At 65.8% G+C, this 25,785-nt stretch carries 13 protein-coding genes; 4 read left to right on the top strand and 9 right to left on the bottom strand.

Annotated features, from left to right (window positions below; all coding sequences use genetic code 11):
* Positions 1-19: 19 nt before the first annotated feature.
* From AAF481_02620 to AAF481_02610, 3 genes are all read right to left on the bottom strand, one after another.
* The gene (locus tag AAF481_02620; GenBank protein ID MEM7480043.1) at positions 20-5,872 is read right to left on the bottom strand and encodes an SDR family NAD(P)-dependent oxidoreductase; all 5,853 of its coding nucleotides are present in this window, start codon (positions 5,870-5,872) and stop codon (positions 20-22) included.
* Complete coding sequence (locus tag AAF481_02615) at positions 5,869-6,825, bottom strand: DUF1702 family protein (protein MEM7480042.1); 957 nt, start codon at positions 6,823-6,825, stop codon at positions 5,869-5,871. Before AAF481_02615 ends, AAF481_02620 begins: the two co-directional genes overlap by 4 nt.
* A gap of 294 nt (positions 6,826-7,119) precedes the next feature.
* Positions 7,120-8,520: an alpha/beta fold hydrolase gene (locus AAF481_02610; protein MEM7480041.1), complete on the bottom strand. Its 1,401-nt coding sequence runs from the start codon at positions 8,518-8,520 to the stop codon at positions 7,120-7,122.
* Positions 8,521-8,611: 91 nt separating this feature from the next.
* Between AAF481_02610 and AAF481_02605 the strand changes: the two genes are divergently transcribed.
* On the top strand, positions 8,612-10,936 hold the full coding sequence (locus AAF481_02605) for an MMPL family transporter (protein ID MEM7480040.1): 2,325 nt from the start codon (positions 8,612-8,614) through the stop codon (positions 10,934-10,936).
* A gap of 284 nt (positions 10,937-11,220) precedes the next feature.
* On the opposite strand, the gene AAF481_02600 is transcribed toward AAF481_02605, so the two are convergent.
* The 4 genes from AAF481_02600 to AAF481_02585 all read right to left on the bottom strand — a co-directional run bounded on the left by AAF481_02600 (position 11,221) and on the right by AAF481_02585 (position 16,906).
* Entirely contained in the window at positions 11,221-11,895 is a 675-nt protein-coding gene (locus AAF481_02600) for a hypothetical protein (GenBank protein MEM7480039.1), read from the bottom strand.
* Between the two features lie 311 nt (positions 11,896-12,206).
* Entirely contained in the window at positions 12,207-14,627 is a 2,421-nt protein-coding gene (locus AAF481_02595; GenBank protein ID MEM7480038.1) for an ABC transporter permease, read from the bottom strand.
* 51 nt (positions 14,628-14,678) lie between these two features.
* Positions 14,679-16,154 (bottom strand): FAD-dependent oxidoreductase, encoded by a 1,476-nt coding sequence (locus AAF481_02590; protein MEM7480037.1) that lies wholly within the window; start codon positions 16,152-16,154, stop codon positions 14,679-14,681.
* A 2-nt stretch (positions 16,155-16,156) separates the two neighbouring features.
* A complete protein-coding gene (locus AAF481_02585) occupies positions 16,157-16,906 on the bottom strand; it encodes a DJ-1/PfpI family protein (protein ID MEM7480036.1) in 750 nt (249 codons plus the stop codon).
* Between the two features lie 179 nt (positions 16,907-17,085).
* Here AAF481_02585 and parE point away from each other — a divergent pair, with 179 nt between their 5' ends.
* Both parE and parC read left to right on the top strand, forming a co-directional pair.
* The gene (gene parE / locus AAF481_02580; GenBank protein MEM7480035.1) at positions 17,086-18,975 is read left to right on the top strand and encodes a DNA topoisomerase IV subunit B; all 1,890 of its coding nucleotides are present in this window, start codon (positions 17,086-17,088) and stop codon (positions 18,973-18,975) included.
* A 16-nt stretch (positions 18,976-18,991) separates the two neighbouring features.
* Complete coding sequence (gene parC, locus AAF481_02575; protein ID MEM7480034.1) at positions 18,992-21,250, top strand: DNA topoisomerase IV subunit A; 2,259 nt, start codon at positions 18,992-18,994, stop codon at positions 21,248-21,250.
* A 10-nt stretch (positions 21,251-21,260) separates the two neighbouring features.
* Here the strand turns inward: parC and trpS are convergent, their stop codons facing one another.
* The gene (gene trpS / locus AAF481_02570) at positions 21,261-22,310 is read right to left on the bottom strand and encodes a tryptophan--tRNA ligase (protein ID MEM7480033.1); all 1,050 of its coding nucleotides are present in this window, start codon (positions 22,308-22,310) and stop codon (positions 21,261-21,263) included.
* A 311-nt stretch (positions 22,311-22,621) separates the two neighbouring features.
* On the opposite strand from trpS, the gene AAF481_02565 reads away from it, so the two are divergent.
* Positions 22,622-24,910 carry a TonB-dependent receptor gene (locus AAF481_02565; protein MEM7480032.1) on the top strand — a complete coding sequence of 763 codons (2,289 nt, stop codon included), beginning with the start codon at positions 22,622-22,624 and terminating at the stop codon, positions 24,908-24,910.
* 117 nt (positions 24,911-25,027) lie between these two features.
* Here AAF481_02565 and AAF481_02560 read toward each other — a convergent pair whose 3' ends face one another.
* A complete protein-coding gene (locus tag AAF481_02560) occupies positions 25,028-25,753 on the bottom strand; it encodes a histidine phosphatase family protein (protein MEM7480031.1) in 726 nt (241 codons plus the stop codon).
* Between the last annotated feature and the right edge of the window lie 32 nt (positions 25,754-25,785).

The raw sequence follows: 25,785 nt of genomic DNA, 5'->3' as shown, positions 1-25,785 counted from the left end.
GTAGCCAGGGCAGAAGGGCCTACCGGCTACCGGCGAGAACCGCCAGGGCGAGACCGTCGGCAAACCCGTCGACCGGCGCGACCAGGGTGCCGATGACCAGGGACCCGGAGCGCAGCAGCAGCCAGCCGTCGTCAGTGACCTGATCGAGAACCAGAGGCGCGTCGTGCGGCGTGCCGGCCTTCTTGAGGCACTCTCCTGCCGCCCACACTCGGGTGGCCGCCCGGTCGGCGCTCTCGTCGTGCTCGCTGGCAATGCGCTCCGCCAAGGAGAAACGATCGGCGCCGAGCAGGTCGCTCCACATCGCCGCCTCGCGCCCGGCGACGGCTTCGGCGTCGCAGCCCAGGGGCGCCTCGCCGCTCACCGCCAGCACCAGATCGCCGGCGTGCGAGACGGACACCTCTACCCCATCGGCGCCGCCGTTCGCCTCGGGCTTGCCGTCCGGCCGCCGGTGGACTTCCGCCTCGCCGCCCTCGGGCAGGGTCGCGCGGATGGTGCGGTCGCTGTCCTCCTGCCGTTCGGCGGACTCTCGCTGGCGGATCGCCACGGCCGGCTTGGCTCCATCTTCCGGCAGCAGCTCCTGTAGCCGGCGTTCGACGTAGGAGGCGAGGATCGGGGTCTTCCAGCTCGCCGGCGGCCGGTTGCGGTCCACCACCTGAAGGCGCAGGCCACTCCAGCGCTCGCACAGGCGGCCGGAACCGTCAGACAGCTCCACGTCGTAGACGAAGGTGTTGCCCTCGCGACGGCGCTCGCGGGCGGAGAGCACATAGTCCGCCTTCGACGACAGTTCACAGACCTCGATGCGGTCCACCCCCACCGGCAGAATGGTGGCGTGGGGCACGCAGACCTGGATGCCGTGCAGCAACGCGTCGCGCACCGCCGCGTCGCCCAACAGCATGCGCGGCGGCAGGTAGCGGCCGAACCACGGCACGGCGCCGTTGCCGGGAATGTCCGCCACGCAGCTCCGGGCGGACAGCTCCCGGTAGCCCTGGATACGGCGGAACCGGCCGGTGTGGAAGAACAGCGGACCGTAGAGATCGCCTTCCGCCTCGAGCGGCAGAGTCGTGCCGTTGGCGGTGGACGGCGAGGCGATGAAATCCGCCGGCGGCGGCTCTCCGGGCTGCTCCGAGAAGCGGCAAAGGGCACGAAAATCGTCCGTCTTGAAGTCGCTGCCGGAGGAGCGCAAAACCACCTCCACCCGGCCGTCCGAGCGGGCCAGCGCCGCCACCCGCAACCTGACCCTTTGGCCCTCGGCGATCACCACCGGGCGGCGGAACTCGGCCTGCTCGAAGACCGGCAGGTCCTCCCGGCCGAGAAGCGCCGTCGCCGCCTGGGCCATCGCCTCTAGGCCGATCACCGCCGGCAGCAAGCGCTCGCCGCGGAAGACGTGGTCTGACAGGTAGGGATCGCTGTCGCCGGAGATCTCGCTGTCGACCACCAGCTCCACTCCTGGGAACACCACCCGCGGGCTCTCCAGGAAACGCAGCAGCGGCAGTTCCCGGTGCGCCAGGCGCATCGTCGGCGGGGTACCGAAGCGGCTGCCGACGACCATCGCCACCGGCGCCTCCGGCGAGGCGATCCAGCGGGCCAGCAGATCGACCCCCAGCTCCGGCGGGATCGGGGTAATGCCCTCGCGAATCAAACCCTCGACCCGTCCCAGGCGCTCGCCCATGCCCACCCCGGACCACACCGACCATTCGAGGGCCAGGCAGCGGCAGTTCGGGTGCTCTCGGGCGAAACGCTCCGTTTCCAGGGTGAGCCATTCGTTGGCGGTCGCGTAGTCCGCCTCGCCGCGCAGGCCCATGCGGGCGATGATCGAGCCGAAGGTCACCAACAGCCGCAGCCGCTCCGGCTCGATCGCCGCCAGGATGTTGTGCAGGCCGCCGATCTTCGGCGCCAGGGTGCGGCGGAAGGCCTTGCCGTCGAGGGCGGCCAGCAGCCGCGGGGTGTTCAAGCCGGCGCCGTGCAGCAGGCCGGTCACCGAACCCACCACTTCCTGGGCGCCGGCCACCGCCAGGGCGACCGCCGCCGGGTCGTTGACATCGGCGGAGACATAGCGGAACTCCACCCCGGCGGCGCGGAAGCGATCGAGGTTGGCGGCCAGTTCGGGGCTCTCTTCCGGCCGCGAACGGCCGAGGAGGATCAAGCGGGCGCCGGAGCGGCGGGCCAGGTCCAGGGCGCACTCCGAGGCGATGCCCTTGCCGCCGCCGCTGACCAACAGGACGTCGGCGGATCCCAGGGGTTCGGTCTCAGCGCCAGAGACCCCAACAGCGGAGGTGGCAGCCAGCGGCCGGTGCTCGAGGTGCGGCACGTAGCGCCGGCCGTCGGCATCCCAGCGGGCCTCCCCGTAGCCGTTGGCGGCCAGCGCCTCGTCCGCCGCCCAACCGGCGGCGCGGGGGTCCTCGAAGGGCACGTCCACCACCGCCGTATGTACTTCGGGATGCTCCAGGTGGAGGGTGCGGGCGAAGCCGCCGCCCCCGCCGCCGGCATGGACCACCAGAAAACGCGGCGCGGCCTCGCCGTCGAGCAGCGGACGGGCGGCCTCCAGGTAGAGATCCACCGCCTCCTCGTCCAGCTCCGCCGGCAGGCAGAGAGCCACGCCGCCACCCTCCGTCAGGGCGGCGCCCAGGGCCGCCGCCAGAGGATGGCCCGGCGGCGCGACGACGGTCCAGCCACCATCGGCTCCCCCCAGATCGCCGCCGCCGGCCGGCAGCGCCTTCTCTTGCCAAATCTGCTCGAAGGCCGCGACCCAGGAACCGACTCCCGGCGGCGGGCCTTCCTCCACCGCGGCGTCCGCCCCGTCAGCGCGCTCTTCGCCTTCGAGCAACGCCTCGGTCACCTCCGCCACCGTCGCGTCGGCGAAGTCGTTGGGCGAGGCCGGCGACTGGCGGCCGAGCTGCTGCGCCGCTTCCACCACCAACTGACCGACGGAGATGGAGTTGAGGTGCAGATCGCTCAACAGACGGCTGTCGGCGGCGATCGCCGCCGCCGGCAGTTCGGCCCGGTGGGCGACCAGCTCCCGCACCAGATCGATCGGTGCCAGGTCTTCCGCCGGACTCTCCTTTGCCTCCGCCGCCGGCACAGCAGCCACCGGGTCGGCCGGAACCTCGGCCTTCTCCACCCCATCGGCGCGATCCTCGAACACCTCGCAGGGATTGGCCAGAAACTCGAGCGGCGCTGCGGGATCGAAGGGCCGGCTGAAGCGACTGGCAAAGAGCACTTCCGGATTGACCGGCGCTCCCAGGCAGAAGGCCGCGCCGACGGCTTCGAGCAAGCCTTTGAGAGAGTCACCACCGACGTCCAGAGCGATCGCCGGCGCCAGGTCGAAATCGTCGAGCAGGCCGGTCAGTGTCCGTCCGGGACCGACCTCGATCCACAGGTCCACGGCGTCGCGCAGGGACTCGACGGCCTCGGTGAAGCGCACCGGCGAGGTGACCTGCTCCACCAGCAGGGCGGCCAGATCGTCCTCCGCCGACAGCTCCCGACCGGTCACCGTGGAGACCACCGTTCGCCGCGGCGGGAGCAGCCGCTCCCCGGCGAGGGCCTTCTCGAGCTGCGGCGCCGCGGCCGCGACGAGGGGGGAGTGAAACGCGTGAGAAACTCGCAGCCGGGTCGCCTGGAGGTCACTCATGGCAGCCGCACGAAGCACCCCGTCCACGGCATCTTTGCTACCGGAGATCACCGTTCGGTGGGGCGAGTTGAGGGCCGCCAGGCTGACCTCATCGGCGCCCGCCAGGTCCCGCACGGTGTCGGCGCTCGCGCTGACCGACGCCATCGTGCCGGAAGCGTCGCCGAGATCCGACATCGCCCGCCCGCGGGCCGTCGCCAAGGCGAGGAGCGCCTCCTCGCCGAGGGATCCCGCCCAGTAGAGGGCCACCAGCTCGCCGAGGCTGTGGCCGACGGCGTACTCGGCCTTGACGCCCATTTCTTCCAGGGCGAGCAAGCCGGCCGTCGCGGCGGCGACAATCGCCGGCTGGGCGATGGCCGTATCCACCGCGTTGTCTCCCGCCGGCAGTTCCACCTCGTCGTAGAAGTCCGCCACCGCTTCGAAACGGCGACCGAGCCCACCGGCCTCGCGGCGCGAGGGCGATCCCTGGCCCGGGAAGAGAAAACCGATGCGGGCGGTGCGCGAGCCGCCGCCCAAGAAGACTCCGCGGCGCGCGTCCAGCCGGCTCTCGACTCCCGCCGCCAGCCACTCGCCGAGCCGTTCCAGCCGCTCGGCCAGCTCCGCCGGCGTGGAGGCCACCACCGCCGCCCGCAGAAAGCCGATTTCCGGACTGCCCGCCAGCACCGCCGCCAGGTCCGTCAACTCCGCTCGGGACAGCCGCGCCGCCAATTCGGCGAGACCGCGGACCCGCTCCGCTAGGGCCTCGCTGCCGGCCGCCCGCAGGAAGAACAGCTCCGCGTCCTGCGGCGTGGCGAGAAGAACCCGTTCCCGGGCGGTGATCTTGCGGCGGCGCTCGACGGGCTCCCCTTCGAGCACCAGGTGGGTGTTGATGCCGCCGAAGCCCATGGCGCTCACCCCGGCGCGCACCGGGCGGTCGCGCGGCCACAGCTCCGCCTCGAAGGGCACCCGCAGGGCTGGATTCTCCTCTTCGAGCAGGTCGTGCGGCGTTTCACAGCCGGTGATCGGCGGGATCAGATGGTTCACCAGCACCTGCGTCGCTTTGATCAGGCCGGCGACTCCGGCCGCCGCCTTGGTGTGCCCGAAGTTGCCCTTGATCGTGCCCACCGGCACCGGCGGCGCTGCCGGATCGGCCGCGCGACGGGCGCGGGTGAGAGCCGTCAGCTCCGTCGCGTCGCCCACACCGGTGCCGGTGCCGTGGCCCTCGAAATAACCAACCGTGTCGATGCCGAAGCCGGCGCGGCGATAGGCCCGGGAGATCGCCAACCCCTGGCCTTCGACCTCCGGCCGGGTGATTCCGCCGGAGCCGTCCGACGACACACCCCAGCCGCGGATCACGGCGTAGATGCGCCGCCGCTGGGCGATGGCGTCCTCTTCCCGCATCAGCACCACGAAGCCGCAGCCCTCTCCCGGGAAGAAACCGGCGGAGCGCTTGTCATACACCCGCATCTCTTCCGGTGCCAGGGCACCGGTCATCGAGAAGCCGACCAGTTCGAAGGGATCGAGGGACAGGTCCACCCCACCGGCGAGGGCGAGGTCGAGGTCGCCGGCGACCAGCGCCGAGCACGCCTGGCAGGTGGCGAGGAGCGACGAGGCGCAGGCTCCGTCCACCGTGAAGCCGCCACCCTTGAAGTCGAAGTAGTTGCACACCCGACCGGCGATGGTGTTCGACAGGCCGCCGGCCAGGGACTCCTCGGTCATCGCCGGGAAGGGGTGCTTGTAGGCTCCTTCCAGCCGGCCGAGGAAGGCGCTCGCCTGCTCTTCGCTCCAGCCTTCCGCCAGCAGGTTGGCGCCCACCACGTGACGCACGTAGGGCCAGCGCAGACGCATCAGATTGGCGCGCGAGAACTCTCCGGTGAGAGTGTTGCCGAGGAGTACCCCGGTCATCTCCCGGTCGAGGCCGTCGCCCTCCGGGAAGCCCGCGTCATCGAGCGCCCGGGAGGCCACGTCGAGGGCCAGCCAGTGGGCGAAGTCGGCGGAGCGGAAGGTGCGGCCGGCCACCCGAAAGCCCACCCGATCGAAGGAGTAGCCCTGCAGAAACGCGCCCTGGCGGCCGTAGGTGGTGTCCGGCAAACGTTCGTCGCTCTGGTAGTCGTCCAGCCGCAGGCGTTCTTCCGGGAAGCGCCGGAAAGCCCGGCGCCGGGTGAGGACCGTCTCCCACAGGTCCGACGGCGAGTGGATGTCCGGATACTCGCAGGCCATACCCACCAGCGCGATGCCGGCGGACGGAGCTCTTTCTCGGCGGCTCATGCGGCGACTCCGGCGTCGGCCCAGCGCTGCTGGATGCGCATGCGCCACACCTCGAAAGCGGGAGCCGGAGAATCGAGCCCCAGTCCTTCCGGCAGGTCGGCCAGGGCGTGGTCGGTCACCGCCGCCGCGACCTCCGGGCCGGACTCGCACAGCACTTCGCAGGCGAGGGTCATTGCCGGCGTGGGATGCCCGGCCCGCAGCCGGGCCTTGGCGGCGAAGGCGGATCCCTGGGCGAGGGCCGCGCGATGGGGACCCGCCGATCGGCGCAAATGCACGAGATCGTCACGACTGACGAAGCCAGCGTAGGTCGCGGCCAGCCCTACGCCGCTCCACAGGTCGGACCGGCGGTTTGCCTCGAAGGTACCGAGGCGGGCGACCACCCGCTCGACATCCGCCGCGTGGCTGAACCACAAGCTGCGGCCGACCCCTTGGTCGAAGGCGCGCCGGGCGTAGCCCTTCAGGCGAGAGGGCACACCGCGCTTGTCGAGGGTGTGGTCGGGATGGAAGAAACCTTCGTGAAAGCCGAAGCCATCGAGGGCCAGCCAACCGAGGAGCGGATCGAGGCGGCGCAGCAGCCAGCCGACCGGCAGGTGCAGCCGCGCCAGCGCCCAACCGGCGCCGACGTGTACCAGGTAGGTGTAGGGCCCGGCGGAATCCGCCAGCACGGCGCGCAGCCGGCGAGGGGCCCGCCAGGGGGTGAGGGAATCGAGCACCGTCACGCCCATGCCGGCGCCTTCGTAGGCCCAGCCCCGGGCGGTGTGGGGAACGTCTCGCAGGCGGCGGGTGAGGGGGCCCGGCCGCGGATCTTCGAGGGCGGCGTGGTAGCCGACGAGGAAGGTGGCGGCGATCGATTCCAGGCGGGAGCAGACCTCGGGATCTCCCCAGAATCCGCGCGTTTCGAAGGACGCCTCCTTCGCATCGACCCCGAAAACTCTGCGGCTCAAGTTTCCCATCGACCTCTACGCCCTTCCATTGTTATCGCCCCCGGAAGCAGCTCTCCGGGAGGAATCGCGGCGTTTCATCGCTCACGGCTGGTCTTCACGGTCCCGGCGTTTTTCACCTCTGAGTCCCGAGTCGCTCTAAGAGCCTCAACGTAGACGCTTCTAGATATGACTCAAAAAGCGTCAACGTCCTCCACGACAGGACTCTTCGCCATCGCAACCTCCTCCCCTAGAAAAGCGCGTATCCGTTCCAGAATCAATGGTTTGATAATACCAAACTAACAAATTGCTTTCAACTATGCACAGCTATCGATTTGCGCAAGTCGGAGACTCCCCGGAGGACTTACGGGCGGTCCGTCTCAGGAAATCCACCACCAGATCGACGCTCTCGAGGGCTAGCTCGGCACCATGGCCGGCCACCACCGTTTCGAGCGATGCCCGGGACAGCCGGCGGCTGGCGGCCACCGCCCGCGCAGGAGGGGTTCGTCCGTCCAGGGAACCACTGATGAGCAGGACCGGAACGCCAATCTCCGCATCCGCTTGCCCGAACTCGCTTTCCGAAACCTCCGTTGGCACCGCATCACAGAGATCAGGAAAAGGAAAATCCACCGCACGACCCAGCAGACTATGCCTTCGCTGCCGATCGATCATCCGCCGGCGATCTTTCGAAAGCGGCGTAGCGCAGCGCACCAGGTAGGGCACCAGAGACCCAAGCCAGCCCTTGCGTCGGCGCCACGCGTCCTCCGCCAATCGGTTGAATTCACCCTTGTCCATGGCCCGCAAGACCGCCGGGAGGGCCTGGACCCCCTCCTGCCGACTGAGCGCGGCAATGATCCAAAGCTGAAAGTCGAAGGGGCCGACGACGATTCGTCGGGGCGTTCCACCGTCCGGTCCTGGCAGTTCGACAGTTGCCGGCTGGAGCTCCAAACGGGCCTTGACGCGCCGAGCAACGGCCGGGAGGTCTTCACCATGATTGGACACCAGCTCGTCGAATCGGGCATCGACGGAGTGAGGCAAGCTGAAAGTACCGCTCGGCTCATCGACCCCTAAGAGAACCGCCGACGTCACTCGTTCCGGATCACGCCGAATGGCTTCGAGAGCCCACTGGGACCCATAACTGAAGCCGACCAGGCGCAGCGCTTCAGCTCCCAGGCCGCGCCGTAGGACCTCCAGATCCTCGACGTTCGCGGCTGTCGTCAAGGCCTCCAGACGAACACCCTCGCCGGCCAAACGCTGGGCACACTCGGACACCCCTTGCCGAGCATGAGTCAACATGGCTAGCGGTGAAAGAGGTTGCTCCACCGGAAGGCGCCAACTGGCTCGGCAATGGAGCCGCGGCTGCGATCGGCCCACGCCCCTGGGATCGAGGGCGATCACGTCGCCGAATTCCCGCAGACGTTGGAAGAAAGGAATCAGCGGGCCGTCCAGGGCGTCGATGCCGGAACCACCCGGCCCTCCGGCCAGGTAGACAATCGGTGGCCCGCTTCCCGGATGAATCGCCGGCAGCCTGACGAAGGCGAGAGTCCATTCCCCGGAAGCCGGCCGGCGGTGATCGATGGGTACTCGCAGACGCCCGAGCTCGGCGGCGACGGACTTCTCCGCTCCAGACATCCATGGGAAGGGCTCCAGGGAAAGCCCCGGCAAGGCCTCAGCGGTCAGCGTCCAGAGGCCCACCAGCAGGCCCAACGCTCGGGCCATACTCTTCATTGACAATATATCCACTCGCTCATAGTCTGTAGGAGATATTCTACCTTCAACTTCAGGACAACCCTTCCATCGACTCGGGGAGATCTTCTGGATGCTGCAGCGCTCGATCGGAAGATGGGCTGATCGCACCCTCGAACACCCCGGTTGGACGTTAGCGCTTCTAGGTTTGGCGGTGGCGCTGGCCGCTCCTGGCCTGTGGCGGTTGGAGTTGGCGACGGATGGTCAATCGCTGGTCCCGCAGAACAACCCGGCGGTGATCTTCGACCAAGAGGTTCGGGAGCACTTCGAGCTGCGCGACCCCATCGTGGTGCTGATCGAAACGGACCAACCGGAAGGAATCTTCAATCTTCCCACCCTCGAGCGGGTGGTCGAAGCCAGCCAGCGAATCGCCGCCCTCGATGACATCGGGCGCCGCCACGTAATGAGCCTAGCGACGGAAAAACGCGACCGGGTTTATCCCGGGACCGTGTCCTTCCGCACCTTCCTCGATCCTCTGCCCATCAACGAAAAATTGATGGAAATCCTGCGCATCGACATCACGGCCGCCGGCATCGTCGAAGGTACCCTCGTCTCCGCCGACCGCCGTGCCGCCGCCATCTTCATCGGAGCGCCGAAGGACGCCGGATGGGCGAGTCGGGACCGTCTCTATCGCCAAATCCGAAGCGCCGTGGAGCCGCTGGCAGATGAAAGCCACCGCATTTCCGTGGTGGGGGCGCCGGTGGCCGAGAGCCAGCTGGGCCTGCACATCCTCGAAGATCTCCGACTCCTCCTGCCACTGTCGTTCTTCTTCATGGCGCTGGTGCTGTGGATCGGCTGTCGCAGCGTGGCCGGCGTGGTCATCGCCCTCGCCGAGGTCGCTCTCTGTCAAATCTTCGTCTTTGGCGTCATGGGCTGGATCGGAATACCGGTATACCTAACGACCGCCACCATGCCGGTCATCCTCACCGCCATCGGCTTGACGGACGAGATTCACGTTCTCTGGCACACTCAGAGGTCCCTCGCCGCCGATCCCGAGGCCACGTCCAAACAGGCCGCTCGACGAGCGCTCGACCGGGTCGGCGTGCCGCTGGTTCTCACTTCACTGACCACCGCCATCGCCTTTTTGTCCTTCGTCAGTTCGTCGATCGGGCCGGTGCGCTCCCTGGGCTTGTTCACTTCTCTAGGAATCGCTTTCTGCCTGGTCTGCAGTCTGACCGCCATTCCAGCTGCTTTCTCGCTGTTGCCTCGTCGATATCTCGATCGTCCGACCGGACACCGACGGTTCATCGCACCAGTGCTCCGCCGCATGTCGGCGATGCATCGCCGGCCGACGATCACCCTGGGCGCCGTAGCGGCAGTTAGCATGGTCGCGGCCTTCGGCGTGAGCCGGATCGAAGTTCAGGACAGTTGGCTCGACGGCTTTTCGACATCGAGTGAGTTCTTTCAGCAGACGTCGCGAGTCAACGAGCAGCTCCACGGCACCCATCAGCTCTTGGTTCACATCGGCTTTCCCAACCGCCCCAAAGCGGGTGAGGATGTCTTAGCGCCCTACCTCGACCCACAGGTTCTGAACGCAATCGGTCAATTCGAAGATGCATTGAATGAACACCCTACCGTCGGGGGCCTGCTTGGGCCCTATAGCCATATGACGGCTGTTTCCTACCTTTGGCTCGGCCGGCGTCCCGGGACTCGATCGATCCCAGAAGATCCCTACCGCACGGATCTGGTCTTCAAGCGCTTCAAACAAGGCCGCGGCGAACATCGGCGTCGTGAAGTGATCGACGATGAAGGGAATCGAGGGGTTGTTACGCTCTTCCTGAAGGCCGCCAACTTCAGGGATACGGCCTCGCTGATGAGGTTCGCCGAATCTCAAGCGGAGCGTATCTTGGCCCCGCTCGGCGGCGAGATTGCCTTCGCCGGCGATGTCGCGGTGAGCCAGGCGATGATTCCCGCCATTGTCCGAACCCAGGTGCTTTCCGTCATCACGGCTCTGCTAGGTGCCTTGCTGACGGCTACGCTGATCTACGGCTCGCTCCGTACCGGACTGCTGGTGGTGACGCCGGCAGCACTAGCGGTGCTGTGGATTTTCGGAGTCATGGGGTGGCTGGGGATCCCGCTCGGCGTGGCGACTTCGATGTTCTGCGCCATCGTGCTGGGTGTCGGCGTCGACTTCGCGTTGCACTTCTATGAACAATCCCTCCGCGGCACCGCCGAAGGTAGGACTGACCCGGTCGAGAGCGCTCTACGAGCGACCGGTCCGGCAATCCTGGCTGACACCTTCGCGCTCGCGCTCGGTTTCGGAGTCCTGCTAGCGTCGCAGGTGCCCTCCAATGCCCGCTTGGGAGTTCTGGTCAGCGCCGCCTTGATTGCCTCCAGCGTTCTAACGCTGGTCGGCATGGCGACCTGGATGAGCCGTCGAAGGTTTGCCGCCCGGTAACAAGAAAGCGAGGCCTTTTCTCTCCAACGCTCGCTCTTCGTTATCCCCTGTCATCCACTTCCAATCGATAGAGGTCGTAGTGTGGCCCGTAGCCAAAAGGGAGTTCGTGTCCCGGAGGTTCAAGGTACGCTCGGTATCTCGAAGAGCCGAAGAATCCGGTAAATGGAGGGGATTTCAACTCGGTAGGATGCAGGAGGGAATTCCAGGCTAGAAACACGGATGCCCCGGATCCTCGCGAACCCGGGGCACCAGCCCAAAAATACTGAGCCAGACCTGTCCGTTGCCTAGGGAGAATCGGCCGGTGACGCCGGACGGTCGACCGGTGCCGCATCGGCTGCGGGGCAAAGGCAGGAAATCGGCTGCACCTCGACAGTTTCCTCGCGCGTATCGCCAGCCGCTGACAGGGCGGAAAGCGGAGCCGGCATGATGTCGGCCATCAGATCGCCGATATCGCCCTTTTCCATCAGGAAGATGTCGCCAGAAGGCGGGAAGGCCTTGATCGAGCCGCGGGTGATGCCGTGCAGGCCAGCGATCGTACCGAAGGGAGTTTCGACCTCATACGGCACCGCGAACTGCGCCTGGGCCGGGAAGTCATGGGTGCCGGCCTGCTGGTAGCTCTCGACGTAGCTCTCACCAACGGGTTCGGCGCCTTGGCGCATGCGGAAATTCAACTCGCCGTCGAGCAGCTTGGAGAAGCCATCGGCCTTCCAGTCGAGGACGGTCAGATCGACGCGCTTTGCACCGGAAGCGGTGACGTACGGATCGGAAGCGCGCAGGCGAAGGGTCGCGTCACACTCGATGACCTCTTTGGTGTCGCCGACGTTGATCAGGAAGCTGGGATGGGAGTTAATGACGTACTCCCCGGCTGTGGGGAAGTTGCTTACCGAGAGGGACCCGCCGGCCAGTGCCGGAACCGCGACCAGAGACACCAACGCTGCAAATAGAAGGGTCTTCTTCATGGCTACTCCTTGTAGGTAAAAATTTATTAAAAACTGAACTGACCAGGTCTGCGGGGTGACTAGTGCACCGGACTCACCTCCTCACGCGACGCTCGGACAGGCTTGGATGAACCCCTGCGCGCCATCCCTTGTTTTTTAATACCATTCGAGAGGTTACAACTTATAGAGAGTAAAGTCAAATAATTTAAATGAGTGAATACATAATCATATCGACGTGGGAACTCGCCAACCCCGGCCTAGCCCGGACGCATACGACCCTCGCAGCACAAGGCTGGTGAAAAAGACGGACTAGGTGTCCACCGGGCGACCGCTCAGGTCTCGCGCAAGACGGTGACCGGATCCACCCGCGTGGCGCGATGAGCGGGGATGGCCGTAGCCACCCAGGCGACGACGGCAAAGATCGCCAGGACCCATGCAAAGGTCGCCCAATCGGTAGGCGAGGTGCCGAAGAGTAGGCTCCCCAGTAGACGCGAGAGCCCGAAGGCTCCCATTGCGCCGAGGATCAGTCCTACCCCGACCAGGGTCATTCCCTGCCGGAAGATCATTGACAAGACATCCCTCCGCCGCGCTCCGAGAGCCATTCGAACCCCCATCTCGTGCGAACGACGAGCCACTGTGAAAGCCACCAATCCGTAGACGCCGACCAGCGCCAACAAACACGCGAGGCCGGCGAAGAGGGTCAGGAGGATCATCGAGAAGCGCGGCTGCGCCACCGAATCCGCGACGTCTTCCTCTAACAGTCGAACACGGGTGACCGGCAGCGATTCATCGAGCGCCCAAACGGCTTCGCGCATCGCGTCCACCTGGCTCAGAGGCGAGGTTTCGGAACGCACGGCGAGTTGGAAATTGCGCCAGGTTCCTTGCGCGAGGGGCAAATAGATCTCGGGCCGGGTCACTTCGCTGAGACCGGTGTGCTTGATGTCGTCCACCACCCCCACGATCTCCCGCGGAATGTCGTCGAATCCGCCGAGAGAACCGAGTGAGGCTCCGACGGTGATGAATTCTCCGATCGGATCGTCCTGCGGGAAATGGCTTTCGATCAGGGCCCGATTCACAACAACGACCTGTTGGGCCAGTTCCCGATCCCGCTTGTCGAAGGTGCGACCGGCCAGTAGCTGAATACCCAAAGTATCGAAAAAGCCCGGGCTCACCGGTCGCAGGAACGCGACCCGCTCTCGGCCGGTGGAAGTCTCGCGTCCTTCGATCGAAAAGACGTTGTCAACGGTCATTCCGCCGTTCATCGGTAAGGCCAGAGACAAGCTGGCAGAACGCACACCGGGCAGCGCTCCTATCGCCTCGAGCAGGCCGTCGATGAAGGCATTGGTGCGCGCGGCTTCGCCGTAGCGAGCCGGCGGCAGTGCGATCTGAGCCGCCAGCACTCCTGCCGTCCGAAATCCAGGCTCCACCTGCCGCAGATTCAAGAAGGTGCGGATCAACAGGCCCGCGCCGACCAACAGAATCACGGCGAGACCGACCTGGCAAACCACTAGAGTCGCCCGCAGGCGCGGCAATCCGGTGCCGGTGGAGCGGCTACCGGCGCGCAAGAAGTCCTTGAGCTCCGGCCGCGAGAGGCGCAGCGCCGGCAACAGGCCGAAGGCGAAGCCGGCCGCGATGACAACGCCCAAGGTCATCCACAGAACCCGACCGTCGATGAGCGAACCCTCGGCGCCGGGGATTGGCCGATGGCTCAAGCTCACCAGCCAACGGACTCCGAAGGCGGCCAGCATCAGGCCGATAGCGCCGCCGGCAAAGGCCAGCAAGAGACTCTCAAGCAAAAGGCGAAACGAGATCTGCCGACGGCTGGCGCCCAAGGCGCTGCGAACCGCCAGTTCGTTCTGGCGCCCCACGCCGCGGGCCAGCATCAGGCCGGCAAGGTTGACGCAGGCGATGAGCAACACCATCGCCACCGCTCCGACAAGGACCAGCAGTGCAGGACGAAGATCCCCGTGGGTTTGCTCCGCCAGACTGCTCAACCGCACCGTGCGCTCCCGGTTGGTCTCCGGGTGCGCCTGTTCCAGTCGCTCCGCGATGCCTTGGAGTTCGGTCAAGGCGGAGGGCTGGGTGGCTTCCGGCGCCAATCGACCGGCCACCCGTAGATACTGGAAATCGCGCCGAGCCGTTTCAGGGCTCAGATGGATCGGACGCCACAACGCGGACTCGTAGGGAAAATCGTAACCCTTCGGCATCACGCCGATGATCGAGTAGGGCTCGCCGTCCAGGAGCAGCGCCTCCCCCAGCACATTCTCTCGGCCTCCGTAGCGCCCCTGCCAGAGATCATGACCGAGGACGACCAACTTTTCGCCGGAAGCATGAATCTCTTCGGCTCGAAAGGTCCGACCATGGGCCGGCGGAACGCCAACCACTCCGAAGAAGGCCTCGTCCACGACGCCAGTGCGAACGGCCACCGGCTCGCCGCCGCCAGTGAGGGTATGAACCCACGGGTGATAGCCGGTCATGCCCTCGAAGGCAGTCGCTTCTCGATAGTCGTAATAGTCCGCAGGTGCCACCGGCTGCAATCCAGCTCCTTGGGCCGGACTGGCTTGCCAGACGGTGATGAGACGGTCGGCCTCAGGATATGGGAGGGGCCGCAGCAAGACTGCGTTGACGACGCTGAAGATGGCGGTATTCGCGCCCACTGCCAGAGCCATGGTCAGAATGACCACCAAGCTGAACACCGGCGAACGAACGAGCGAGCGAAAGGCGACGCGAAGCTCGCGCATCATCTCTGCCATTGATTTCTCTCCCAGTGACCGGCTGCAGTTCGAAGCTCGGGATACCCGTCGTCAAGCCTCGTTGATCTCGTGCGCTACCCGATTCCCCGACTCGAGGGCACCCTGCATCCAATGGGGATACGCCGACGCGTGCTCGCCGGCGAAGTGAACTCGGCCTTCGGCCGGCGCGATGTGGGGCAACAGCTCGAGCATCTGGGACGGGCGGAAATACGAGTACGCCCCGCGCGCCCACCTGTCATCGTCCCAGCACTTGATCGCCCCGCCCTCAAAATGATCTCGGATATTCGGATACACCTTCTCTAGATCCCTCAGCGCCAATTCAAAGCGATCATCGTCGTTCAGAGCGGCGAAGCGCCGGGCTTCGGCGCCGGAAGTGTAGATCTCCAGCATCCCGCGACCGACCTCCGAATCGCTGGTGGAATCGAAGACGTACTTGATCGGTAGGTCGGTGTAAGCGAAACCCGAGAGACCGTCTTCCAACCAAAACCGATCGTCCGTTTGCAAGAACAACCGGGTGTTCGAGCAATAGGCGAGTTCCTGGATGGCGCGCTGCTTCGGCGGCGAAAAGGCCGGCTCAATCTCGAGAAAACGGAGGACCGAGAACGGGATCGTGCAAACGAGGTGATCACCGCTGATGCGGCTCACCTTGCCAGCCTGCTCGTAGGCGACCGTGACTCCTTCGTCGCCGTGTTCGATTCGTCGAGCCACAGCACCGTAGTGGATGTTTTCTCGCAGGCGCTCGGCAAAGGCCATAGGCAGCTTGTCCATGCCGCCCTTCAGCTTGTGAATCTGGTGCCCCCCCGGGCTGAGGAGCGAGTCGCGCAGGAGGTAGAGAGCCGAAGTCTCGTCCACTCCATTGCCCGGCAGATCGAGAAAGAACTGAACCTTGAGCGCCTTGAGGGCATCTCGCGAGGCCCCCTTGGAACGAATCAGATCCGCCACCGTAAGGTCATCGAAGCGAGCGAGTTCGGGCGGCGGCCAGCCCGCGGACAGGGGATCGCCGATCTCCTTGACCGCATGGTGGTAGTACTTCACCACCATCCCCATGTTTCCCATCTCCCTCTCGGCGTCGGTCAGAGACAGCGGAGCACCCTGACCTGAGTCGGTCCGAATGCGCTTGCCGTTGAGATGCAGAACCGATCCCTTGCCGGCCACCGAGGCATCGAGCCATGGAATGAGTTCGAGGCCGAACAAGTCAACGTACTTCAAAACCTGGTCGTGGTTGTCGGGAATCTCACTCGCTCCGATGTCGACGTGCAGGCCGTCGGAAAACGGTTCACGCCAGGTCTTGACCCGGCCTCCGGGGCGGGTCTGCGCTTCGAGGATGGTGACCTCGTGGCCCGCCTGGGACAACTCCCAGGCCGCCGAGAGTCCCGCTAACCCGGCACCCAACACCACCACTTGCTTGCCAGAGCCTTCCCGCTGCAGGGGCTCTTCCGAGGCCCCTCGCACTTCGAAGGGATAGGCCGCCAGGGCCGCCGAAGCCATCGCTCCGCGGACCACCAAGTCCCGTCGTGTCAGAGTCATCGTCATCCTTCCTGGAGAGGAGCTTCGGACGCCTCTTCCGGGCCTTCATCGCCCCGGAAGCCCGGCGCATCCTCCGTTATGACTGGATAGTTCATGTACCGGCGCGTCGCCGTTTCGTGCTGATCGCCGACCAACTCCCCCACCAGATGCAGAGCGAGGTCGATTCCGGCGGTCATTCCTCCTGAGGTCAGGACTCGGCCGTTGTCCGTAAACCGCACATCGGAAACGACCTTCGCGGTCGGAGCGAGTTGGGTCAGGTAACCGAGGCCCCGCTCGTGAGTCGTTGCCTGCTGGTCCTCCAGGAGAGACGCCCGGGCGAGGAGAAAGGCTCCAACGCAGACGGACATCACCCGATCCGCCTGCTCTGCGGAACTCTGCAAATACGTCATCAGCGGCGGATGGGCCATCGCGGCCATCACGCCGGTGCCACCGGGTACGACTAGAAGGTCCGCCTCGGGGCAGTCTGCGAAGGCACAGTCGGGAACCACGGCAAGGCCGTTGTGGGTAGCGATAGGCTGGCGTTGCTCGGCCGCCAGGACGACCCGGAAGGGGTCCTCCGGATGGACCTCGTTGGCCGAGGTGAAGACCTCGACGGGACCGGCGAAATCCATGAGCTCCACGCCGTCGTAGAGCAGCACGATCACGGTCGCCGAGCGCTTTCCGGCCTCGCTACCCTCGGCACCGACCACACTCGGGATGACCACCACGAACGACGCCAGTGAAACTGCCAAGGCCCGCAGAGTCTGCCGCATCGTGCACCTCCGAGACCCCCGAGGGGGCGAGTCCGTTCCGAAGCACTGAATTGCTATTCCTTGCAAGTGAGTATACAGGAGTTTTTGCAAATATCGCCCGTCCCGGCGAGTAGACTTTTGCGCCCACTCGACAGGTGGATTCGGTTACTATGACTCCGCCGCGCGCGGCGCCCATTCCCATGTCCACCGCCTACGACGCCTCATCGATTGAAGTCCTGACCGGTCTGGAGCCGGTGCGCAAGCGCCCCGGCATGTACACCCAGACGGAGCGCCCGAACCACCTCGTCCAGGAGGTGGTCGACAACAGCGTCGACGAGGCGATCGCCGGCCACTGCCGGGAGATCGTCACCACCCTGCACGGCGACGGCTCCGTTTCGGTGCGCGACGATGGCCGCGGCATGCCGGTGGATCGGCACGCCGATGAGGGCGTTTCCGGCGTCGAGGTGATCCTCACTCGGCTGCACGCCGGCGCCAAGTTCTCGAACAAGGACTACCGCTTTTCGGGCGGCCTGCACGGCGTCGGCGTGTCGGTGGTCAACGCCCTGTCCGAGCGCCTGGAAGTGAACGTTCGCCGGGGCGGCAAAGAACACCGCATGACCTTCGCCGACGGCGAGAAGACCAGCGAACTGGCGGTGGTGGGCTCGGTGGGCCAGCGCAATACCGGCACCACCATTCAGTTCTGGCCGGATCCACAGTTTTTTGATTCGCCCAAGGTCAACGTGCGCCGGTTGAAGCACGCTCTGCGCGCCAAGGCGGTGCTGTGCTCCGGTCTGCGCATCCGCTTCGTCGACCAGGGCGATCCCTCACGCGACGACGAGTGGTTCTTCGAGGATGGCCTGGAGGACTACCTGCTGCAAGAGGTCGGCGAGGCGGAGCGGGTGCCGGAACAGCCCTTCGGCGGCAACTTCAAGGAGGCCGACCGGGAGGTGGACTGGGCGGTTCTGTGGCTGGCGGACGAGGGCGAACCGGTGGGCGAGAGCTACGTCAACCTGATCCCCACCGCCCAGGGCGGCACCCACGTCAACGGTTTCCGCACCGGCTTGACGGAGGCCCTCCGGGAGTTCTGCGACTTTCGCAATCTGCTCCCCCGGGGCTTGAAGATCAGCCCGGACGACGTCTGGTCGCGCTGTAGCTACATCCTGTCGGCGCGGGTCAAGGAGCCGCAGTTCTCCGGCCAGACCAAGGAACGCCTGTCGAACCGCGATGTCGCCCAGTTCGTCTCCGGCGCCGTCAAGGACGCCTTCAGCCTGTGGCTCAACCAGCACACCGAGGACGGCGAGCGCATCGCCCAGCTCGCCATCGACAGCGCCCAGGCGCGCGCCCGCGCCGGCAAAAAGGTCAAGCGCAAGCGGGTCACCACCGGCCCGGCGCTGCCCGGCAAACTCTCCGACTGTAGCGGCCAGGATCTCGAATCGACGGAGCTGTTCCTGGTCGAGGGCGACTCCGCCGGCGGCTCGGCCAAGCAGGCGCGGGACCGCGAAACGCAGGCCATTCTGCCGCTCAGGGGCAAGATTCTGAACACCTGGGAGGTGGATTCGGCGGAAGTCCTGGGCTCCCAGGAGGTGCACGACATCGCCGTCGCCATCGGGGTGGACCCGGGCTCTCCCAAGCTCGGCGACCTGCGCTACGGCAAGCTCTGTATCCTGGCCGACGCCGACTCCGACGGCGCCCACATCGCCACCCTGCTGTGCGCCCTCTTCGTGCGCCACTTCCGGCCGCTGGTGGCCGCCGGGCGGGTGTACCTGGCGATGCCGCCGCTCTACCGCATCGATCAGGGCAAGAAGACCTTCTACGCCTTGGACGACGAGGAGCGTCGCGACATCGAAGAGCGCCTGGAGCGCGAGGGCGGCCGGGCCAAGATCAACATCCAGCGATTCAAAGGCCTAGGCGAGATGAACCCCCTGCAACTGCGCGAGACGGTGATGGCGCGGGACACCCGCCGGCTGGTGCGCCTGACCGTCGCGGAAGGCGACAAGACGGACCGCATCATCGACAAGCTCCTCGCCCGCGGCAGGGCGGGTGACCGCCGCAAGTGGCTGGAAACCAAGGGCAACCTGGCTGAGGTCTAGAGGGCTAGAGGTCTCCATGACGGACGGAATCGAGCCAATCGACATCGACGCGCCGGAAGAGCGACCCCTCGCGGACTTCGCCGAAAAGGCGTACCTCGACTACTCGATGTACGTGGTGCTGGACCGCGCCCTGCCGCACATCGCCGATGGCTTGAAGCCGGTGCAGCGGCGCATCGTCTACGCCATGTCCGAACTCGGCCTATCCGCCGCCGCCAAGTTCAAGAAGTCCGCCCGCACCGTCGGCGACGTCCTCGGTAAGTTTCACCCCCACGGCGACAGCGCCTGCTACGAGGCGATGGTGTTGATGGCGCAATCGTTCAGCTTCCGCTACCCGCTGGTCGACGGCCAGGGCAACTGGGGCTCGCCGGACGATCCCAAGTCCTTCGCCGCCATGCGCTACACCGAGTCGCGGCTGACCCGCTTCGCAGAGACCCTGCTGTCGGAACTCGGCCAGGGCACCATCGAGTGGGGCAACAACTTCGACGGCACCCTGCGCGAGCCGACCATCCTGCCGTCGCGCCTGCCGCACGTGCTGTTGAACGGCGCCTCGGGCATCGCCGTCGGCCTGGCGACGGACATTCCGCCGCACAACCTCAAGGAGCTGGTGGCGGCGACCGTCCATCTGCTCGAACACCCCAAAGCGGAAACGGCCGCACTGCTAGAGCACCTGCCGGCGCCGGACTTCCCCACCGAGGCCGAGATCATCACCCCGCCGGAAGAGATCGCCGGCATGTACAAAACCGGCCACGGCTCCCTTCGACTGCGCGCCGCCTGGCGGCGGGAAGACTCCGAAACGGTGGTGATCGATGCCCTGCCTTACCAGGTCTCCGGGAGCAAGGTGCTTTCCCAAATCGCCGCCCAAATGCAGGCTAAAAAGCTGCCCTGGGTGGACGATCTGCGCGACGAATCGGACCACGAGAACCCCACCCGGCTGGTGCTGGAATTGCGCTCCAACCGGGTGGACGCCGACCGCCTGATGGGCCACCTGTTTGCCTCGACGGACCTCGAGAAGAGCTACCGGGTGAACATGAACGCCATCGGCCTTTCGGGTAAGCCGCGGCTCTACGATTTGAAGACGCTGCTCAAGGAGTGGCTCACCTTCCGCACCGAGACGGTGCGCCGGCGCCTGCAATACCGCTTCGACAAAGTGTCCGAGCGGCTGCACATCCTGGAAGGCTTCCTCGTCGCGTTCCTCAACATCGACGAAGTGATCGCCATCATCCGCCAGGAGGAAAAACCCAAGCCGGTGCTGATGAAGCGCTTCGAACTGACGGACACCCAGGCGGAAGCGATTCTGGAACTGAAGCTGCGCTATCTCTCGCGCCTCGAAGAAATGAAGATCCGCGGCGAGCAGGACGAGCTGATGGCCGAGCGCGACCACCTCGACCGCATCTTGAAATCCAAGGCGCGGCTGCGGAAACAGGTGCGCGAAGAGCTGGAGGCAGACGCCGAGAAATACGGCGACGAGCGACGCTCGCCGATCCAAGAGCGGGAAGCCGCCCAGGCCTACTCGGAAGCCGATCTCCTGCCCTCCGAGCCGGTGACGGTGGTGATCTCCGAGCGCGGCTGGGTGCGCGGCGCCAAAGGCCACGACGTGGACGCCGCAGAGTTGACCTACAAGGCCGGCGACGCCTACCTCCACGCCGCCCGCGGCAAGAGCAACCAGCCGGCGGTGTTCCTCGACTCGGCCGGCCGCTCCTACGCCCTGTCGGCGCACACCCTACCCTCCGCCCGCGGCCACGGCGAGCCGCTGACCGGCTCGCTCTCGCCGCCGGTCGGCGCCTCCTTCACGGCGGTGCTGATGGGCGCCGACGACGACCGCTTCTTGCTCGCTTCGGACGCTGGCTACGGCTTCGTCGGCCGCTTCGGCGAGATGGTCACGCGGCTGTCCAAGGGCAAGGCGCTCCTCACCCTGCCGAAGGGCTCGCTGCCCTTGAAGCCGGCGCCGCTGCCCGAAGGCACGGACGGCGCCCTGGTGGCCGCCGTCTCCACCGCCGGCTACCTGCTGGTGTTTCCGCTCGCCGACCTGCCGGAGCTGGCCCGCGGCAAAGGGAACAAGATCTTGAACATCCCCAAGAAGCGCCTCGCCGCCGGCGACGAGGTGATGGCGGCGGTGGTCGCCTTACCGGCCAACGGCACTCTCCGCGTCCACGCCGGAAAGCGCTACATCCACTTCAGCGCCGCGGAGCTGGAACCCTTCCACGGCAACCGCGCCAACCGCGGCAGCAAGCTGCCGCGAGGGTTCCAGAATGTTTGGGGGTTGGAGGTGGTCTAGCCCATGCTGCTCACTGCCGGCGTTTTCTGCTCTTCTCGGCTTTGCGCCGGATGCCGTTCCATACGCTGGCGAGGCCCATGGCTTTCTTCATTTCCTTGAGGGTCGCCTGCGCCTCCCGTCGCGTGCGCTCGGTGCCTTCGTAGATCAGCTCTTCCACCAATCCGGGAGTCTCTTCGTAAACTTTCCGGCGTTCCCGAAACGGCATCAGAAACGCATTGAGCGCCCGGGCCAGACGGTCTTTCACCTCGACATCGCCAACGGCGCCTTGGCGGTAGCGGGCCTTCAGGTCTTCGACTTCTTCGCGATTCGAGTTGAAGGTCTGGTGGTAAATGAATACCGGGTTGCCTTCGACCCGGCCGGGCACATCGGCGCGGGTCCGGTTGGGATCGGTGTACATCGAGCGAACCTTCTTCTCGACCGTCTTGGCGTCGTCCGACAGCAGGATCGAGTTGCCGAGACTCTTGCTCATTTTCGCGCTGCCGTCGGTGCCGACGAGGGTCGGCACCTCTCCCACCAGGACTTCCGGCACGGGAAAAACCTCGCCGTATTTTTGATTGAATCGCCGCGCGATCTCCCGGGTGATCTCCACATGGGCGGCATTGTCCTTTCCCACCGGCACGAGATGGGCCCGGACGCAGAGAATGTCGGCCGCCTGTAGAACCGGGTACCCGAGGAGGCCGTAGGGCATCTCGGAGCGGCCGGCGGCAACGGCCATTTCCTTCAGGCTGGGGATGCGCGACAGGCGGGAGACGGTGGTGAGGTTTTGAAACAGGAGGTTCATTTCCGCCACTTCCGGAATCGCGGACTGCAGGTAGAAGGTCGCGTTTTCGGGCTCGATACCCGCCGCCAGGGAATCGAGGACGAGTTCCGTCGCCATCGCTCTGGTGGACCGAATGTCGGCCACCGAATTGCGGGTGGTGAGCATGTGCAGGTCGGCGATGATGAGGTAGGTCTCGTATCGCCGATGAAGGGAAACCCGATTTTTCAGGCTGCCGACGTAGTGGCCCAGGTGGAGCCTGCCGGTGGGTCGGTCCCCGGTCAATATTCTCTCTTTTTTCATGCGTCCTCGGCCCAGTCGATGAAGTGCTGATCGCGGCGCGACGAGCCTTTCGGCTCGATGTTCGTAGGTGTTCTACCAGGCGAGGGCGAGCCAATTCAACCGACTTCTCGAGGGCGACGATGCCAGCCGACGGACGCTTGACAATCTGGACCGGACAAGTCCAGTATTGGCATCGTCGTCGAGACGGGAATTTCTAGCATCCCCACTCACTAGCCACTGAGCCCGCGCCCTTCGCTGTGAAGCACGCCGGCGTCTCCCCCCACTCGGGGGTGAAGAGGATTCTTATGTCTGCCACTCGTACTTTAGTTGTCGTGATCATATGGACCCTGTTGGGATTCTGGGCCTGGGTCCCGAGCGCCTTTTCACAGGAGCCCGGCGAAGGGTCGACCACAAGCCGGTCGCCGGTCGCCGAAGGGTCCGGGGAAGAAGTCGCCACCGACTCGTCGAGCGCCGCTGAAGAAGGGGCACAGCCGGAAGACGAGATCTACGAGACCATCATGGTGACCGGTAGCCTGATCGAAGACAGCCTCCAGGACACGCCGGAAAGCGTCGCCGTATGGAACGCCGACACCCTCACCGATGCCGGTGCCCGTGAGCTGCAGGATGTCTTCAACCAGACGGCCAATGCTTATCCGATCGCCAACGGCGAGGGCTTCGGCATCCGCGGCATCAACCACACCAGCGTCGGTACCGGCGGCATCGGCGAACTCGGTAGCTACTACGTCGACGGCGTGGCGCTCACCGGTCTCGCCAAGCGGGTTGGCCCGACCCAGCTTTGGGACGTCGATCAGATCGAGATCCTGCGCGGCCCCCAGACCACCAACGTCGGGCGCAACGCCCTGGCCGGCGCCATCGTACTGTCGACCAAAGACCCGGTGCTCCGCAACGAGAGCCAATGGCGCGTGGGCTTCGCCGAGGATGCGACCTGGGAAGCGGCGGGCATGGTCAATCTGCCGGTGAGCGACCGCTCCGCCCTCCGCTTCACCGCCGAATCCTGGAACAGCGACGGCTTCGTCACCAATCCGACCCTCGGCGAGGACGACTTCGACGGCCGCGAAAACCTCACCATGCGCATGAAGTACCTCTATCAGTCTCCGTCGGCGAGCAACTTCACCATGCTGCTCTCCGCCCAGTACGGCGAGACCGTCCGGGGCAGTGACGTGGTCGATCTCGCCTTCGGCGGCGACCGCATCAACGCCTCGAACGTCGACACCTTTGTGGAGAACGACACCCTGGTGCTGTCGTCGGATCTGAGTTGGGGGCTCAGCGATCGCTGGACCCTGCGCTCGATCTCCTCGGTACTCGATTCCGACTACCGGCAGACCAGCGACAACGATACCGGGCCCGGCGGCGGCAACGCCTTTTCCACCCGCGACTCTTTGGATGAAAACTGGGCCCAGGACGTGCGTTTCGAATTCACCGGCGACAGCAGCCGAGGGGTCTTAGGGCTCTATTACACGGAAGTCGACATCGCCGGCCGCACCTTCGGCCGGGTCAACGTCACCTCCCGGGAACTCGGCGTGCCCGAGTTCTTGCTCTTCCTCTACCCGGAGACCGTCGGCATCACCCTGGAAACGCCGTTCGACATCGTCACCACCAACTTCGCGACCTTCGGCCACTGGGACTGGAATCTGTCCGATCGCTGGCGGGCCTTCGCCGGTGTGCGCTGGGATCGCGAGGAACTGGACTCCTTCGAGTCGGTGACCACCGTGCCCGCGCCCGAGTCGCTGGCGCAGCTACCGGACCCCAGCCTGCTGCCGCCGCAGCTCGCCGGTGCCGTCGCGGCGGTGAACGCCGTACTGCTGTCCCAGGCCGGCACCTCGATCAACGATTCGGAGTCCGACTACGACGCCTTTCTACCGGAGGCCGGAGTCAGCTACGAATTCAGCGAGAACCTCACCGGGTCGCTGTTCTACAAGCGCGGCTACCGCGCCGGCGGCGCCACGGTGACCCTGGTGGGACGCTTCAACGAATACGATCCGGAAACCCTCGACCTGGTGGAGTTCTCGCTGCGGTCTCAGGGGCTGGACCAGCGCTTGACCGTCAACACCAACCTCTACGCCGGTCGCTGGACCGATCAGCAGGTGAGCGTTCAGGTGACTCCGAGCAGCTTCGACTTCCTGACGGTCAATGCCGGCGAGTCGGAGATTCACGGCGTCGAGATCGATTTCGGCTATCGGCCGCTGGCGGCGTGGGACATGTACGGTTCCCTCGGCTATGCCCACACGGAGTTCACCGACTTCCAGAGCGCCGAGCAGGGCGACCTTTCCGGCAATCGCTTCTCCCTGGCGCCGGAGTGGACCGCCGCCCTGGGCTTCAACTATCGCTTCGGCGGCGGTTGGTTTGTGCACGGCGACGTCGGCTATCAGTCCGAAGCCTTCGCCCAGGTGCAGAACGATCCCGAGTTCATCGCCAATTCTCGCACCCTGCTCAACTTCCGCGGCGGTTACGAAACGGCCCTCTACTCGATCTTGGGATTCGTTCAGAACGCCACCGACGAGCTGTACCTCGTCACCTCTTTCGAGGGCGGCCCGAGCGGTCGCCTCGGTACCTACGGCAATCCGCGCCAGGCGGGGGTGCAGGTCATCTTCCGCTTCTGATCGGAGGCATCGGTCGAGAGAGTCGAGCGCCGACGCCGCAGACGGGTTCGGCGGTCGAGGAGCGGTCAATCACCGCTCCTCGACTCCGCCGTCCGGACCCGCGAGGAATTCCGGTGGCTAGAGTTCAGACCATTCCGCCGGCAGCACGTTGGCCACCAGCTCGAATCCGCCCTCGCCGTCGGGCGTCAGCACATAGGCGATGCCCTGGGGCTCCGGGTAGATCCCGGTGGCCGCCTCGAAGAGATCGTCATGGCCGACGATGACGGTGTTGGTTCCGCTCTCCGGCTGCGGCGTCAACAGCGGCATCAGGTTGGCCTTCATCTCCGCCACCTGCGCCTCGGTGTACTCCTCGAAGGGCAGGAAGTTCAGCCGAGAGTCTTTTTCGTGACGACCGAAGGCCAGATCGGCCGTCTGCCAGGCGCGACAGTAGTCGCTCGTCACCACCTGGCCGACGGGAATCGCCTGGGCGGTAAAGGCGGCCCCGATGTCCTCGGCGTCCTGGATGCCGGCGGCGCTCAGCTTGCGCTGCGACTCGCAGTCGTCGAGGCTCATGTTCGGATCCGCTTGATCCGCATAGTCACGCTCGGTCTGGGCGTGGCGGAAGTAGATGATGTGGCCGCCGGCCTGCAGCGCGGCGAGCAAGTCGGCGCCGGAAAGCTGGTCCTCGAAGTCGGCGTTGGCCTGCTCGCCGGAGCTGAGCGCTTCCTCGCTTGCCGTGTCCTCGGTGGTCTCGGTACCGGCGGCGGCCGGTTCCTCGCCGGCGGTCTCCGCCGACTCCGGTGCCGCGCAGGCGGTCAGGGTCACGATCAGCGCAAGGCCGATGAGCCATTTCGTCAATTGCATGTTCTTCACCTCGAATATAGCCGCGGACGGGA

The sequence above is a fragment of the Acidobacteriota bacterium genome, assembly GCA_039030395.1.
In the GTDB taxonomy this organism is placed as follows: Bacteria; Acidobacteriota; Thermoanaerobaculia; order Multivoradales; family JBCCEF01; genus JBCCEF01.
The sequence above is the reverse complement of the archived record's forward strand: the minus strand, read 5'-3'. Positions and strand labels throughout refer to the sequence as shown.